The following is a 13865-nucleotide window of genomic DNA, read 5'->3' as shown; positions in this document are numbered from 1 at the left end:
GATCCCGCCGCAGTGGGGGGACGCGATCGGCCCGGTCCGGGGCAGCTGTCTGCCGGCCATGCGGGGCCATCCGACGGCCACCCCGGCGCCGCCACCGGCTCAGGCGCCGACTCCGGCTCAGACGCCGCCACCGGCTCAGGCGCCGACGTCCACCCCGCCGACGCCACCGGCTCAGGCCCCGACTCCGGCTCAGGCTCAGGCTCCGGCCCCGACTCCGGCCCCGACTCCGGCTCCGGCTCCGACTCCGGCTCAGGCCCCGCCGACGCCACCGGCTCAGGCCCCGACTCCGATTCCGGCTCAGGCTCCGGCTCCGGCTCCGGCTCCGGCTCAGGCCCCGACACCGACTCCGGCTCCGACGCCGAATCCGTACGACGCGGCCCCCTACAACGCGGCCCCCTACGACCCGCAGACCGTCAGCCTGGCCGCCGCCCCCGCAGCCCCTCCGGCCTCCCCGGCCGGTGGCCGCAAGCGCACCGCCCTCGTCTGGACCGGCACCCTCGTCGCGGCGCTGCTCATCGGCGGCGGCGCGACCGCGGGGATTCTGGCCCTGACGGACGGCCGGAGCGGCGACGGAGCGGTCACGGACGACAAGCCCACCACCGAGGCCCGGAGCAGTCGGACGCCGACCGACGAACCGGCCTCGTCCCCCGAACCGTCCCCGTCCGGCAGCCCGGAGCCCACCGCTACCGACGCTGCCGCTGCCCCCTCCGCCCCCACCGTCCCCGAGGGATTCCGGCTCGTCTCCGACACCGCCGGCTTCTCCTTCGCCGTCCCCATGGTCTGGGACCGGCAGAGCGAGGAGAACCACCAGATCACCTACGCGGGCTCCACCGGCCGGGCCGCACTCAAGGTCGGCGTCATCCGCAACGCCCCGTACACCTCGTACGAGAACTTCGTGACGCTGGAGCGCACCGCCGACGCCAACCAGAAGAACTACCGACGGCTGGAGCTGACGGCCAACACCTTCCAGGGGCGGCCGGGCGCGATCTGGGAGTACACCTACGAGGACCGGGAGAGCGGCGAGACGATCCACGCGATCGACCAGAGCTACATCGCGGAAGACGGCACCGAGTACGCCATCTACACCACCGAACGCGACACCGATTGGCCGGGCGCCCGGCGGATCTTCGACACCGCCCTGTCCACCTGGTCCCTCAACGACATCGACTGACGCCCGCGCTCACGGCGTCAGGGCCAGCCGGAAGCAGACCACCTCCTGGCCCGTCGTCGGCGTCGTGAAGCTCTCCGCGCGCTCCATCCCCAGGCGCAGGGCCACGGCGATCGACCGCTCGTTCTCCGCGTCGATCGTCGCCACCACCCGCTCCACCCCGGCCGCGCGCAGCCGCTCCAGCGTGAGGCGCGCGGCGGTGGTGGCGTAACCCCGGCCCCAGGCGGTCCGGGCCAGCCGCCAGCCGATCTCGATCTCGCCGACCGGCCCGTAATCGGTCCGCGGCCAGGGCTGGGCGCCGGTGAAGCCGGCCACCTCGCCGTCCTCGCCCAGCACCGTCCACAGGCAGTAGCCGAGCTCGGCGTCGAGCCGGCGCTGCCGGGCGGTCCACTCCTCGTACATCGAGAGCTCCTCCGACGCACCGCCGAAGAACTCCATCACCTCGGGGTCGTCGAAGGCGCGGTGCCAGGAGAGTGCGTCCTCGTCGGTCGGGACGCGCAGCTGTACGGAGGGAGCGCCGGGAAGCACGGTCGACATCTGGGAGCCCTTCGGAAGGTTGATCGGCGACCCCCCTAGACTGCATGGGACAGGTGCCGCGCGGCACGCGATTTCGAGTCTTCGGGAGATCCGACCGTGACCGAGCAGCCCCTCTCCGAACACAGCGCGGATGTGATCGTCGTCGGGGCAGGCCCGGCCGGCTCCACGACGGCGTACTACCTCGCCAAGGCCGGACTGGACGTTCTGCTCCTGGAGAAGACGGCCTTCCCCCGCGAGAAGGTCTGCGGCGACGGCCTCACCCCGCGCGCCACCAAGCAGCTCGTCTCCATGGGCATCGACATCTCCGAAGAGGCCGGCTGGCTGCGGAACAAGGGCCTGCGCATCATCGGCGGCGGCGTCCGCCTCCAGCTGGACTGGCCCGATCTCGCCTCGTACCCGGACTACGGGCTGGTCCGCAAGCGCGACGACTTCGACGAGCAGCTGGCCCGCCAGGCGCAGAAGGCGGGCGCGCGGCTGTACGAGCGCTGCAATGTCGGCGCCCCGATCGTCGACGACCGCACCGGCCGCATCACCGGCGTCAACGCGAAGCTCGGCGAGGACAAGACCCCGGTCACCTTCCACGCCCCGCTCGTCGTCGCCGCCGACGGCAACTCCACCCGGCTGTCGCTCGCCATGGGCCTGCACCGCCGCGAGGACCGTCCGATGGGCGTGGCCGTGCGTACGTACTTCACCTCGCCCCGCCACGACGACGACTACCTGGAGTCCTGGCTGGAGCTGTGGGACCGGCGCGGCCCCCAGGACCGGCTGCTGCCCGGCTACGGCTGGATCTTCGGCATGGGCGACGGCACGTCCAACGTCGGCCTCGGCATCCTCAACTCCTCCTCCGCCTTCAAGGAGCTGGACTGGCGCGAGGTCCTCAAGGCGTGGTGCGCGTCGATGCCGGAGGACTGGGGCTACACCCCGGAGAACATGACGTCGCCGATCCGCGGCGCCGCCCTCCCGATGGCCTTCAACCGCCAGCCGCACTACACCAAGGGCCTGCTGCTCGTCGGTGACGCGGGCGGCATGGTCAACCCGTTCAACGGCGAAGGCATCGCGTACGCCATGGAGTCGGGCGAGATCGCCGCGGACGTCATCGTCCAGGCCCACGCCCGCGCGACCCCGGCCCAGCGCGAACTGGCTCTCACCAACTACCCGAAGGTGCTCAAGGAGACCTACGGCGGCTACTACACGATGGGCCGCGCCTTCGTGAAGCTGATCGGCAACCCCAAGGTCATGAAGGTCGCCACCCAGCGCGGCCTGACGCACCCGCTGCTGATGAAGTTCACCCTGAAGATGCTCGCCAACCTCACCGACCCCACGGGCGGCGACGCGATGGACCGCATCATCAACGGCCTCGCGAAGGTGGCCCCGCGGGCCTGATCCGCCCCCCCTCGGACCCTCGAACCGGCTACGGCTGCGCTCACTCGGTGAATGCGGCCGTGGCCGGTTTTATTGATGTGCGTCTGCCCACGGAGGAGAAGCGACCGGCCACTGTGTTGATTTGGCGCCGGTGTAGCGTCCATCCGCAGACCGCACCACTGGCATCCAGCCAACTTCCGTACATCAAAAGCACGTTCGTCCGGCAGACGCCGCAAGGGTCTGCCGGGCCCGAACGGTACCGATTCTCATCGCGCGCGGTGGCGGCTTCGAGCCATGTGCCCGAGCGGCCGGCCAGACACGAAGGTGGTGCGCGTAAGTACGGGTACTCAGGGCCGGTTTGAGTGATCGTGCGGACATGACGCAGCGCACCTGTGCGTAACGTCTCTGCCGGTAATCTCAGAGATCACAACAGACGTAACTGGGTCGCTTTGCCCGGGCGATGCCCGGGGCTTACGGGGGAGGGCACGCGCGTGGCGTGGGACGAGTGGGAACGGCTCAAGGCGCAGGTGGCCGAGCGGCACGCCACTCATATGCATCAACGGGATTCGGGATTCGGGGAGAGGACGGCCACGCCGAGCCGACCGGTGACGTCGGGCAACTCGACGCGAAGCATGATGACGCTTCCCGGGACATGCTGGGTGTCTGAGGGGATCCAGGAGAAGCTGGAGAAGGACAGTGAGCCGCCGATGTACTTGCTGGGCATCGGCGATGAGAGTAACGGGCGCTCGATTATCGCCTATGGCACCCCCGATACCGCCGACAATGTCTCGGCGTACGTCCTTTGGCCCGGCACCAACTCGTCACCGAACTCCCGAACCAATGCGGAAGCCTCCGAATGACCTCCGGCACGGTCGACGGAGGTCAGACCGGATTTGTTCTGGGAGCCGGTATCAACTCGGCGGAAAATCGGGCATCGGCCGACAATATTGCCGAGATCGTGGTTGGGCAGTCTGAAAAGATCAGCTTGGAGATGCCTCGATGAGGGTTTTGAAAGCAGTGGTGCTGATGGCTGGAGCGCTGCTCCTGGCTGGATGCGACACATCAGGCGATCCGACTGGGCGGGAGGTAGAGATGAACATGCAGGAGGCGGCGGTGCGTGCGGACGAGATCCTCGACGGGACATTCGCTGCCATCAAGCCACCAGTGCACTGGACCCACGGGCAGTCGACTGAGGGTAATTGTGACGTGCAGAGGCGCCGGGCGGTCATGACGATTATCTCGAAGGAACGTCGGGGTAGCTTCCTGGGGGTGATCGAGCGTTACTGGGAGAGCCAGGGATACAAGCAGCTCTCGGTGAACAACTCAGATATGCCGGCCATGTACTACAGGACGCCCGACGAATTCAATGTGCGCGTGCTCATCGGTGGCGCAGGGCAAGCCTTTTTTGAGGTTGCGACGCCTTGTGTAAACGCTTCCGAGGTGTCTCCGCCGAAAGCGGAGACAGTCGGCCCGAACTATGCTGGAAAGATGACCCCCATTCCTGACGTCAAGTCGGATTTCTGGTCCGCGAAGAGCTCTCCTTCTTCCCGTACGTGACTTCTCGGCAGGGTGTTGGCTCGGTGCTGCTCGCCAACACCGCTCGAGGTCATCACGGCTGCGGCCAACGTCAACGATGTCACCCAGACCCACGCCCTGGTCGACGGCATTCCACCCGTCGCCGACCGCCCCGGTCGTCCTCGCAGGTGTCCCGAAGCCCTGTTCGGAGACAAGGGCTACGACTCCAATCCGAACCGCGACGAGCTCCGCAAGCGCCGCATCCTGCCTGTCATTTCCCGCAAGGGTGCCCCGAACATCCGGGGTCTGGGCAAGCTCCGCTACGTCGTCGAGCAGACCTTCGCCCTGCTCCACCACTTCAAGCGACTTGCCATCCGCTGGGAACGCCGCACCGAGTTCCACGACGCCTTCGTCTCCCTGGCCTGCAGCCTCATCTGCTGGAGACGCCTCAAGAAGGCCCGATCGTGCTCGTGTTACGAGCTCTGAAGGGGTCGTCTCGATAGGTGGTGACCAGCACAGCCCGGAAGTCGAGCTGTGCTCTGCACGCAGTAACTCGGTTGCGATGGGCTTGGTCACCTGGGCGAAGATGCCTGCATGACCCGGGAGACAGATGAGGTACGCGAAGCGATCGCAGGCGAGCTGCGTCTGATGGACCCCAGCGTGCGTAGTTCACGCTCGCTTGCCCAGCAACTCCTGGACCCGGACTTCGTAGAGGTCGGGGCCTCGGGGCGGCGGTGGACGTATGAGGACATGCTTGCTGCGATGCCCGAGATGGACGGTGCTACAGAAAGTGGCCCGCGCTACGAGCCCTCTGATATCACCGGCGTCCTTCTGGCACCCGGGCTGGTACATCTCACCTACGAGACCACGCTTGATGGAAACCGGGCACGGCGGAGTTCGCTCTGGCGCCAGCAGGGTGCGGCCGCGTCGTGGCAGATGTACTACCACCAGGCCACACCCATCCCGCCCGACAGCATGTAACTGCGAGTCCCGGACGGACGACGGATTCGTCTCGCTCGCCTGCGGTTGATCTGCTGGCGACGGCTCAAGAAGGCCGCTGCGTAGTCGCGGTACGCGCACCACGGTCCGTCCGAGGTCGGCAAATGATCAGCTACTCAGCGGTGCGTTTCTGCGTCCAATCCCGTTGCCCGAGGCGCCGGATGCGCCAGCTCGGCAGCGGGTGACGGGCCTCCTTGGTGAGGAAGTGCATCATGTCGATCAGCATGCGCCGAACATCCGTCATGGGTACGACCAACTCCTCCCACTGGTTGTAGTGGGCGTGCAGGCGAACCCGATCGTCGGAGACGCGCTCCAGCAGGCAGCTTTCCACCCCCAGTCGGAGCTCATCACCAGCTTCGATCCTGAGCCACTGCAGGAGGACTGACGAGACCACCCATTCCGGCCCGCATTGGGAAACGATCTCCTCCGCTGCCCAGCACAGTTCCTGGGGCGTGCCTTCTGGAGCGCTGATGACGGTGGTGTCGAAGGCGGAGGCAACACGATGAGGTGCCCCGTCCTCGCCCGTGTCAGATGCGGGGACCTCCTCCAGGCCGAAGACCCAGCGGTCCTTCGGGATGTCCCGGCGCTTGTTCGTCTCGCTCATCTGCATAGTGGTACCCCGTCAGGAAGTCGTCCAACGTGGCAAGCTCACCGCCCGGACTGGTTCCATTGTTGTTGCGGGGGCGTTGTCGGGGTCGGTCCGCATGTCGGGGTAGACGGTTGCCTGGGCCCATCGTGCGGGTTGATCAGTGGTGCGCCCGTGCTCGCCCCCAGGGCCCTGGTTCGCCAGGAAGCCCCGCTCGGATCGGCACGCCGCCCGTCAGCCGTCCCGGTGGCCGGCGTCCACGCGTGTGCGGAGGTCGTCGGCCTCGGTGCGCTTTCCGCCGGTGGCGACCACGCGGCCCCTGGGCCTGCGCGGCAGCAGGCGGCGGGTGATACCGGATGTGTAGCGGGGCTGGAGCAGCAGGAACAGGCCCACCGCGCAGACGAACGCGACCCCGAAGAGCATCCAGGACTTGGCGCCCCGCGCCGAGTAGGCCACGATCCCGAACGAGAACAGCGCCGACCAGAAGTACATGAGCAGCACGGCCCGGCGGTGCGAGTGGCCGAGCTGGAGCAGGCGGTGGTGGAGGTGGCCCTTGTCGGCGGCGAAGGGGGACATCCCGTTCCACGTACGCCTGATGACGGCGAGCACGAGGTCCGCGACGGGCAGCGCGATGACGGACAGCGGCAGCAGCAGCGGAATGTAGACCGGCACCATCGCGGCCGATCCGGACCTGCCGTCCACCGACTGGTTGAGAAGGCTCGGATCGACCTCGCCCGTCACCGAGGCCGCGCACCCGGCGATGAGCAGGCCGAGCAGCATCGAGCCCGAGTCGCCCATGAAGATCCGGGCCGGATGCGAGTTGTGGACCAGGAAGCCCAGGCACATGCCCGCCAGGATCGCGGAGATCAGCGTGGTGGACGCGGCGGCCTCGATCCCGTAGCCGTACCAGAGCCGGTACGCGTACAGGAAGAACGCCGTCGCCGCGATGCCCACCGTGCCCGCCGCCAGTCCGTCGAGCCCGTCGACGAAGTTGACCGCGTTGATGGAGACGACGACCAGCCCCACGGTCAGCAGCGTGCCCTGCCAGTCGGAGAGATAGATCCCATCGGTGCCCGGCACCGGGAGCCAGAGGATGGTGAGTCCCTGGAAGACCATCACTCCGGCGGCGAGCACCTGGCCGCCGAGCTTGACCAGCGCGTCGACACCCCATTTGTCGTCGAGTACGCCGAGCAGGCAGATCAGTGCCGCGCCGGAGAGCAGCGCCCGTGGTGTCGAGCTCTGCGTGAAGATCTCTTCCAGGTGCGGCAGGTGGGAGGCGACCAGCAGTCCGGCGAGCAGCCCACCGAACATGGCCATGCCGCCCAGGCGCGGAGTGGGCTCGCGGTGGACGTCGCGTGCCCGGACCTCGGGGACCACCCCGATGGAGATCGCGAACTTTCTTACGGGGCCGGTCAGGACATGGGTCACCGCCGCCGTGACGAACAGCATCAGCAAGTAGTCCCGCACGGGCGGCCTCACATTCCGGCCCAGCGGGCCGATACCTGAGCCCGATCGATGCCCTCGCTGCGCCCCGGCGAGCCTAACTCATGCGTAGTTCTGTGCGATGGGGAGCGGGGTGGGGCGGTGGTGGGTGCGGGCGTCGAGCGATACGTAGGTCAGCGGGCGGACGTGCCATTCGATGTGCCGGCCGCCGCGCAGCATGAGCGTGAACCCGCAGGGCTCGCCGCGGTGCAGCGCCCCCAGAGCCTGCACCCAGCCGCCTTGGTCGGACCAGTAGTGGGCGCGGATCAGTTCGCGCGGTGTGAGGCCGAATAGATGGTTCGCCCGGAGCTGGATCCGGATGGCGCGGATGGCCTCCTGAGGCGTGGTCAGGATGCGCAGGTCGATCGGTTCGGGGACGAAGCCGGTGGCGGGGCCGTAGCGGAGGGCCTCGAACCGGTAGCCGCGTTCGACGGCCGGCTGTAAGGGGGTGAGGGGCGTACGCATCGTCTACCGTCCGATCGCAGCGGGCGCGCCAAGTGGCAGATAAGCAGGCGGAAGTTGTGGCACCGCGCGTGTGCGGGGGCGGGTGGCTCCCTCACACGCGTCGACGCAGAGCGACGGTAGCGTTACCGGTGAGCGCGGTGCAACAGTGTGACGTCCCTATGTTGCGCCGGGTGTGCAAAACGCCCTCCGGTGTTCGAACCGGAGGGCGCTCGTGGGCCGGGCTCAGATCAGGTGGTCGAACTCGCCGGCCTTCACGCCGAGCACGAAAGCGCGCAGCTTGGCGACGGTGGTGGTGACGACGACATCGGGGTCGTCGCTCTCGCGCATCTTGATCGAGCCGTCGACGGGGGCCAGTTCGATGCAGCTCTGATTGTTGTCTGCTCCGGAGAAGGAGGACTTCTGCCAGTTGATTGCGTCGGTCATGCGGGTGGGCTCACATTTCCTGTGCGATGCGTTGGATGAATTGTGCGGACTCCTTCGTGTCGAGAGAGATGGACTCGATGGAGCCAAGGAGGGCTCGATATCGCGCCAACTGGGCCTCGGCATCCAGGAATCCTGCGTCGAATGCGCTGTCCAGCTGGACGGTGTCGAGCGCCGGGATGCTCGCCCCGGCGTACAGCGTCGAGTGCACTGAACCGGTGATCTGCTGGGCGAACGGGATGATGCGGATCGTCACGGACGGCCAGGTGGAAACCTCGTGCAGAAAGGCGAGTTGAGCCCGCATCGTCTCGGGATCGCAGTACCGCATGCGCAATGCGGCCTCATGGATGAATGCCTCGAACGGGGTCGGCCTGGGGCGGTCGAAAATGTCGCGCCGTCTGGTGCGGTGCTCGACGCGGGCGTTCAGCTCGTCAGTGGGAAGGTCGGAGATTCCGCTTCGGATGATGGCTCGTGCATACGACTCCGTCTGGAACACACCAGGGATGTTGAGCATCTGGATGGCGCGAATGTAGGACGCCTTGTGTTCGAGCTCTGCCAGGTCCAGAAATCCGGGCGAGAGCACTCCGCGGTAGTCGTCCCACCATCCCTTCGTGCGCTCCTCGGCCATTTCGGCCAGGGCGTCGACCAGGTGCTTGTCGGTTGCCGAGTAGTGGGCTGCGAGCCGACGAACCCGTTCGCTGCTCACTCCGTACCGGCCGGACTCGATGTGGCTGATCTGGGCTCGCTCGCCGCCGAGGTACGCGGCTGCCTCGCTCCCCGACATCCCCGCCCGCTCGCGCAGCTTGCGAAGTTCCGCACCCAGCCGCCTCTGTCGGGCGGTCGGGTAGCTCCTTGGTGGCATGGGCCCTCCCCTTCGTGCGGGTACGAGTGTGCCGCTCAACCGTGCCACTGGTCCACTCGTATGGGTGCTACGGCCGTCACACTGTTGCGCCGTCCCATTGTTGTGCCCTAGCGTCCGGTGGTGTCGAGCCCAAGGGGGAGTCGGCCCGAAGTGCAGCCACCTGCAAGGAAGTTGAACGCCTGCGGGACTCGGCCAATGCCACGGACCACGCCCACCGCACGACGCCCCGGAGACCGCCTCACGCAGGGAGACCGCGCCATGACCTCCGTAACCGCTCCTCCAGCACCCGCCCCCTACCTCCCCCAACGCGGCGAGCGATACCGGCTCGTCGTGCCGAACGCCCCCACCGCCCCCAAGATCGTGCGGGACTTCGTGGCGACGGTGCTGTGGGTCGCCGGGCACCCGCGCCTCGTCGACGACGCCCGGCTCTGTGCGAGCGAGGTCGTCTCCAACGCGTACTGCCACACGGACTCGCCGCAGATCCGGGTGGAGGTCACCGTCAACCGGATGCAGGTGACGGTGTACGTGACGGACGACGAACCCGGCCGCCTGCCCACGCCGCCGCCCCCGCGCACTCCCTCGCCGCAGGCCGACGCGGACGAGGGCGGCCGGGGGCTCCTCCTCGTGGACGGGATCGCCGCCCGGTGGGGGACCACCGCGTACGGGGACCGCTCGCCGCACTCGAAGACGGTGTGGTTCACCCTCGCCGCCACCGGACGCTGAGGCGTCCCGCCCCGCACTCGGGGCGCCAGGCCCTCATCCGCTGCCCTGCCGGGAGAGGACCCGGGCACCTTCACGGCGCACCGCCAGTTGAACGGGCACGGTGCGAGAGCCTTGCCCGACAACGGCCTTCGGGGCGGTCCTCTCCCGTACGACGAGCAGTCCTGCCAGCACCAGCGCCACCCACAGCACCGGACCGACTGAGTTTCCGGGGGAAATGAAACCTTGCGCGGCAAGTCCGAGAAGGCCACCGGCGGAAAGCACCGCCGCGAGAACGACCTTGCCGAGGCCCATGTCCGATGCCGCACCGGAACGGCGACGGAATTCGAACCGGCCGAAAATTCTGGTGAAGCACACCAGGAAGAATCCCGAAACGCCGACCCACAGCGGTGCCACCGCGAACCACATCGGGCTGCCGGGATTCGGTGTCGCGAAGCCGAGTCCGACGATCGAGATTCCCGCCGTCATCACGAGCGCGGGCATGTGCCAGAGGTACAGGGTCATGAAACGGGTTCCGCACCACTGCAGAAAGACGGTGGCCAGTGGACGTTCGGCGAATCGCGTGATGGCGGGCTTGAGCGTCAGCCAGAGTCCGAGCTGGCCGATGGTCAGCGACAGCATCACCGCGGTCGGAGGGCTCATGTTGGAGACCGGGGCCCCGGGCATTCCGATCATGGATGCCGGGTAGGGGCCGAAGAACACGGCGGCCGCGGTGAGTCCGAAGCCGACCGCGGCCAGACCCGCCGATGTCCACCCGCTCCGCATGCGCAGGCCGCCGTCGGCGTAGTGGAAGCCGAGCTGGTGGGCTGCCGGCCAGACGACCAGGGCGTTCAGGAACCCGATGGCGGGGTTGACCTCGAAGCGCAGTACATCGACGACCAGGGCGCAGACGGCGAGCATGCCGATCACACGCCATCCGTACCGGCGGTAGCACCTGAACATCACCGGCGTGAGCGCGACCACGAGCACGTAGACGGCGAGGAACCAGAGCAACTGGCCGGCTATTTTGCCCGCCATCAGCACCGGTTGCTCAGGCACTCCTGCGCCGATCAACGCGTGGGGCAGCAGCAGCCACACGGTTCCCAGGGGTATGACCGGCACCAGAAGACGCGCGATTCTGCTCCGGAGCCAGATGTGCACCGATTTCGCCGACCGGAACGAGAAGAAATTGGCGGCTCCGCCGGCGAAGAACACCATGGGCATGACCTGCGTCAGCCATGTGACAATCCACCAGCCGGGACTGGCGAGCGCATTCCCGGTGCTCAAATGCCCATTCTCATAGGCCAGTACGGGCATGAGCCAGTGCTGGGAAATCACGGCCAGCACACATAGTGCTCTGATGACGTCTATGAATGGATCGCGACCGCGACCGCGACCGGGCGAATGAGCCTGCGTTTGCTGCATGCAATCATCGTGCGGTCAGCAGGAGATACGGTCAGTAAAGCGGTCCCCCGAATTCATCGGGGGGCCAGCACCGCATGCCGTGGTGGGGCTCTCCCCACCACGTACGGGGCACGGTCGCCACTTGAGGACGGTGCGGTTCATCCTCGCCACCCCCGGACACCGAGGCTCCCGGAAAGCGGGGCGAACCGGGTGCCGGGCCGACCGAGCACCGGCGTGCCACAGGACCGGATACGGCGAAGGGCCGTCGCTCCCGAGCGGGGGAGTGACGGCCCTTCGCCGCGCGCCGCGAAGGCGCTTGTGAATCCGTGAACCCGGAGGTTGCGCCGAATCAGAGAACGCGGACCGCGCCCGACGGCGGGTCGTAGGACAGCGGGCGCTGCACCACACCGGTGCTGGAGTTCTGCGCACCGACGAACTCGCCGTTGCCCACGTAGATCCCGACGTGGTACGCGCTGCCCGCGCCGCCCCAGTACAGGATGTCGCCCGGCTGGAGGTTGCTCAGGGAGACCTGGGTGCCGGCGGTGGACTGGGCCTGGGAAACGCGCGGCAGGTCGATGTTGACCGAGCGGAACGCGGCCTGGACGAGGCTGGAGCAGTCCCACGAGCTGGGGCCGGTGCTGCCGAGCACGTAGGCGTCGCCGACCTGGGCCTGTGCGAAGGCGATGACGGCCGCTGCGGAACCGGTCGCGCTCGACGAGGAGGAGGACGAGGAGGAGGCCGTGGACACGGCCGTGCCGGCGGTGGAGCCGGAGGTCGTGCTGAGCGCCGTACGGGCCTCGGAGCGGGAAGCGCGCTCGGCGGCCTCCGCCTTGGCCTTGGCGGCCGCCTCCGCCTTGGCCTTGGCCTCTGCCTTGCGGACCGCCTCGGCCTTGGCCTTCTTGGCGGACTTGGCAGCGGTGGTGGCTGCGGCGTCCTCCTGGGCCTGCGTCTGCAGGTCCTGGGCGACCTGCTGCGTGGCCTCGGCGGACGCGGCGACGGCGGTGGAGAGCCCGGAGGTGATGGTGGGCATCTCGATGGTCTGGGTCACCGGCTCGGCCTGGGCCGTACCGGCAGCGCCTGCGACCGCGATGGTGCTGAGGACGCCACTGGCAACTCCGGCCCGCAGCGCCGTCTTCGAGGCGCTTCGGCGAGGCTTCCGGTGGCTGGGTATGTGAGCGGTGTGGGACATGAGTACTAGCGCTATCAGGGCCTCGGGGCTCCCATCAAGAAACGTGTGTTGCGACACAGTTACGTACGGAACCTGCGAATCCGCTTTCCGGGGACCCTTATTGACGCCGTAACCGGCAAAACGGGCATGCCTGATCACCCCTGTGATCACGGACTTTCGGCAATACGCCCGAATTGCCCGCCGCTTACCATCCGTTCACACCAATGGCCAAGCCCGCTTTTATTGCACCTTTGATGAAGTGACGCAGGTCACATGGGGGTCGCCGTGCGGGGGTCGGTTATGCGCCATGCGCTCAAGCCGACACCCGGTGAGGGGAGATGCCTCGTTCGGTCGCTTGGCCGTGAATGCGCCCACGCGTCCACTTCGCTCCAGGGGCCCCCTCTCTCGGGTGAGGTTCAAGGGGGCCGGGCGGGGTCGGGCCGGCCGCTGGGTGACCGTTCGCGGCCGGAGCGAGGAAGATCCTTTATCACCCCGTGGTGTCCATCGCCAATTTGCTTGAGGTGGCCATCTCTTGATAGGGCGACAGTCGTTTGACCAGCGGTAACGGCATCGGATGTCACGTCTCGTGATCACTCGGCCGCTTCGCGTACGAAGATCACCGCTCATCCGACTTCATGATCCTTCGTCAGGTGGTGGAGATCACAAAGGCGTTGTCGTACCCCGTGTCGCAGATCACAGGATGGCGGGCATAGGATGCGGGGCAGTCGGGCTTGTGAACTGCCTCACATGTACACGATCTTGGTGGGGTGGTGAGCCGGTCGCCCGATGCGGTCCAACGGTCAAGGACGACTGGAAGGAGCGAGGAGCGTGAATGCCTACGCGCCCATCCTCGTGCTCGGCGCCCTCGGGGCAGGGTTTGCGATCTTCTCCGTGGTCATGGCCACGCTTATCGGCCCCAAGCGGTACAACCGGGCAAAGCTCGAAGCGTACGAGTGCGGTATCGAACCGACACCCACGCCGGCCGGAGGCGGCCGCTTCCCCATCAAGTACTACCTGACGGCGATGCTCTTCATCGTCTTCGACATCGAGATCGTCTTCCTCTATCCCTGGGCCGTCACCTTCGACGCCCTGGGGATCTTCGGGCTCGTGGAGATGCTGCTCTTCGTGCTCACCGTCTTCGTCGCCTACGCCTATGTGTGGCGTCGCGGCGGCCTGGAATGGGACTGAGGGGCTGAGG

Annotated in this window: 16 protein-coding genes and 1 pseudogene; 9 read left to right on the top strand and 8 right to left on the bottom strand. The window is 67.5% G+C overall.

Annotated features, from left to right (window positions below):
- Positions 1-1171: pseudogene (locus ACWCQ6_RS22315) on the top strand (hypothetical protein); the annotation flags it as partial.
- A gap of 9 nt (positions 1172-1180) precedes the next feature.
- Here the strand turns inward: ACWCQ6_RS22315 and ACWCQ6_RS22310 are convergent.
- Positions 1181-1705 (bottom strand): GNAT family N-acetyltransferase, encoded by a 525-nt coding sequence (locus ACWCQ6_RS22310; protein ID WP_451091726.1) that lies wholly within the window; start codon positions 1703-1705, stop codon positions 1181-1183.
- Between the two features lie 96 nt (positions 1706-1801).
- On the opposite strand from ACWCQ6_RS22310, the gene ACWCQ6_RS22305 reads away from it, so the two are divergent.
- From ACWCQ6_RS22305 to ACWCQ6_RS22280, 6 genes are all read left to right on the top strand, one after another.
- Positions 1802-3088, top strand: a complete 1287-nt coding sequence (locus ACWCQ6_RS22305) for a geranylgeranyl reductase family protein (protein ID WP_451091724.1) — start codon at positions 1802-1804, stop codon at positions 3086-3088.
- A 470-nt stretch (positions 3089-3558) separates the two neighbouring features.
- Positions 3559-3927 (top strand): hypothetical protein, encoded by a 369-nt coding sequence (locus ACWCQ6_RS22300; protein ID WP_451091730.1) that lies wholly within the window; start codon positions 3559-3561, stop codon positions 3925-3927.
- Positions 3924-4070, top strand: a complete 147-nt coding sequence (locus ACWCQ6_RS22295; RefSeq protein WP_451091722.1) for a hypothetical protein — start codon at positions 3924-3926, stop codon at positions 4068-4070. Before ACWCQ6_RS22300 ends, ACWCQ6_RS22295 begins: the two co-directional genes overlap by 4 nt.
- An 89-nt stretch (positions 4071-4159) precedes the next feature.
- A complete protein-coding gene (locus ACWCQ6_RS22290; RefSeq protein WP_451091720.1) occupies positions 4160-4624 on the top strand; it encodes a hypothetical protein in 465 nt (154 codons plus the stop codon).
- A 12-nt stretch (positions 4625-4636) separates the two neighbouring features.
- Positions 4637-5068, top strand: a complete 432-nt coding sequence (locus ACWCQ6_RS22285; protein ID WP_451091718.1) for a transposase — start codon at positions 4637-4639, stop codon at positions 5066-5068.
- 108 nt (positions 5069-5176) lie between these two features.
- Positions 5177-5563 (top strand): nuclear transport factor 2 family protein, encoded by a 387-nt coding sequence (locus tag ACWCQ6_RS22280; RefSeq protein WP_451091716.1) that lies wholly within the window; start codon positions 5177-5179, stop codon positions 5561-5563.
- A gap of 130 nt (positions 5564-5693) precedes the next feature.
- Here the strand turns inward: ACWCQ6_RS22280 and ACWCQ6_RS22275 are convergent, their stop codons facing one another.
- The 5 genes from ACWCQ6_RS22275 to ACWCQ6_RS22255 all read right to left on the bottom strand — a co-directional run bounded on the left by ACWCQ6_RS22275 (position 5694) and on the right by ACWCQ6_RS22255 (position 9396).
- Positions 5694-6185: a hypothetical protein gene (locus ACWCQ6_RS22275; protein WP_451091714.1), complete on the bottom strand. Its 492-nt coding sequence runs from the start codon at positions 6183-6185 to the stop codon at positions 5694-5696.
- A gap of 216 nt (positions 6186-6401) precedes the next feature.
- Complete coding sequence (locus tag ACWCQ6_RS22270; RefSeq protein ID WP_451091712.1) at positions 6402-7634, bottom strand: MraY family glycosyltransferase; 1233 nt, start codon at positions 7632-7634, stop codon at positions 6402-6404.
- Positions 7635-7712: 78 nt separating this feature from the next.
- On the bottom strand, positions 7713-8114 hold the full coding sequence (locus ACWCQ6_RS22265; RefSeq protein ID WP_451091710.1) for a hypothetical protein: 402 nt from the start codon (positions 8112-8114) through the stop codon (positions 7713-7715).
- 222 nt (positions 8115-8336) lie between these two features.
- Positions 8337-8537: a DUF397 domain-containing protein gene (locus ACWCQ6_RS22260; protein ID WP_114246022.1), complete on the bottom strand. Its 201-nt coding sequence runs from the start codon at positions 8535-8537 to the stop codon at positions 8337-8339.
- A gap of 10 nt (positions 8538-8547) precedes the next feature.
- Positions 8548-9396 (bottom strand): helix-turn-helix domain-containing protein, encoded by an 849-nt coding sequence (locus ACWCQ6_RS22255; RefSeq protein WP_451091707.1) that lies wholly within the window; start codon positions 9394-9396, stop codon positions 8548-8550.
- A 258-nt stretch (positions 9397-9654) separates the two neighbouring features.
- Between ACWCQ6_RS22255 and ACWCQ6_RS22250 the strand changes: the two genes are divergently transcribed.
- Entirely contained in the window at positions 9655-10119 is a 465-nt protein-coding gene (locus tag ACWCQ6_RS22250; protein ID WP_451091705.1) for an ATP-binding protein, read from the top strand.
- A 33-nt stretch (positions 10120-10152) separates the two neighbouring features.
- Here ACWCQ6_RS22250 and ACWCQ6_RS22245 read toward each other — a convergent pair whose 3' ends face one another.
- Positions 10153-11520 carry an acyltransferase family protein gene (locus ACWCQ6_RS22245; protein ID WP_451091703.1) on the bottom strand — a complete coding sequence of 456 codons (1368 nt, stop codon included), beginning with the start codon at positions 11518-11520 and terminating at the stop codon, positions 10153-10155.
- A 328-nt stretch (positions 11521-11848) separates the two neighbouring features.
- Complete coding sequence (locus ACWCQ6_RS22240) at positions 11849-12688, bottom strand: C40 family peptidase (RefSeq protein ID WP_451091701.1); 840 nt, start codon at positions 12686-12688, stop codon at positions 11849-11851.
- 807 nt (positions 12689-13495) lie between these two features.
- On the opposite strand from ACWCQ6_RS22240, the gene ACWCQ6_RS22235 reads away from it, so the two are divergent.
- On the top strand, positions 13496-13855 hold the full coding sequence (locus tag ACWCQ6_RS22235; protein WP_003992243.1) for an NADH-quinone oxidoreductase subunit A: 360 nt from the start codon (positions 13496-13498) through the stop codon (positions 13853-13855).
- The last annotated feature ends 10 nt before the right edge of the window (positions 13856-13865 follow it).

Source organism: Streptomyces sp. NPDC001880 (genome assembly GCF_053594575.1).
This window is presented reverse-complemented; position numbering and strand designations above follow the sequence as displayed.

Bases quoted from the DNA above. Each gene is read 5' to 3' on its own strand.
- ACWCQ6_RS22310 (WP_451091726.1), bottom strand. From the start codon at position 1,705: ATGTCGACCGTGCTTCCCGGCGCTCCCTCCGTACAGCTGCGCGTCCCG.
- ACWCQ6_RS22295 (WP_451091722.1), top strand. From the start codon at position 3,924: ATGACCTCCGGCACGGTCGACGGAGGTCAGACCGGATTTGTTCTGGGA.
- ACWCQ6_RS22290 (WP_451091720.1), top strand. From the start codon at position 4,160: ATGAACATGCAGGAGGCGGCGGTGCGTGCGGACGAGATCCTCGACGGG.
- ACWCQ6_RS22280 (WP_451091716.1), top strand. From the start codon at position 5,177: ATGACCCGGGAGACAGATGAGGTACGCGAAGCGATCGCAGGCGAGCTG.
- ACWCQ6_RS22275 (WP_451091714.1), bottom strand. From the start codon at position 6,185: ATGAGCGAGACGAACAAGCGCCGGGACATCCCGAAGGACCGCTGGGTC.
- ACWCQ6_RS22265 (WP_451091710.1), bottom strand. From the start codon at position 8,114: ATGCGTACGCCCCTCACCCCCTTACAGCCGGCCGTCGAACGCGGCTAC.
- ACWCQ6_RS22260 (WP_114246022.1), bottom strand. From the start codon at position 8,537: ATGACCGACGCAATCAACTGGCAGAAGTCCTCCTTCTCCGGAGCAGAC.
- ACWCQ6_RS22255 (WP_451091707.1), bottom strand. From the start codon at position 9,396: ATGCCACCAAGGAGCTACCCGACCGCCCGACAGAGGCGGCTGGGTGCG.
- ACWCQ6_RS22250 (WP_451091705.1), top strand. From the start codon at position 9,655: ATGACCTCCGTAACCGCTCCTCCAGCACCCGCCCCCTACCTCCCCCAA.
- ACWCQ6_RS22245 (WP_451091703.1), bottom strand. From the start codon at position 11,520: ATGCAGCAAACGCAGGCTCATTCGCCCGGTCGCGGTCGCGGTCGCGAT.
- ACWCQ6_RS22240 (WP_451091701.1), bottom strand. From the start codon at position 12,688: ATGTCCCACACCGCTCACATACCCAGCCACCGGAAGCCTCGCCGAAGC.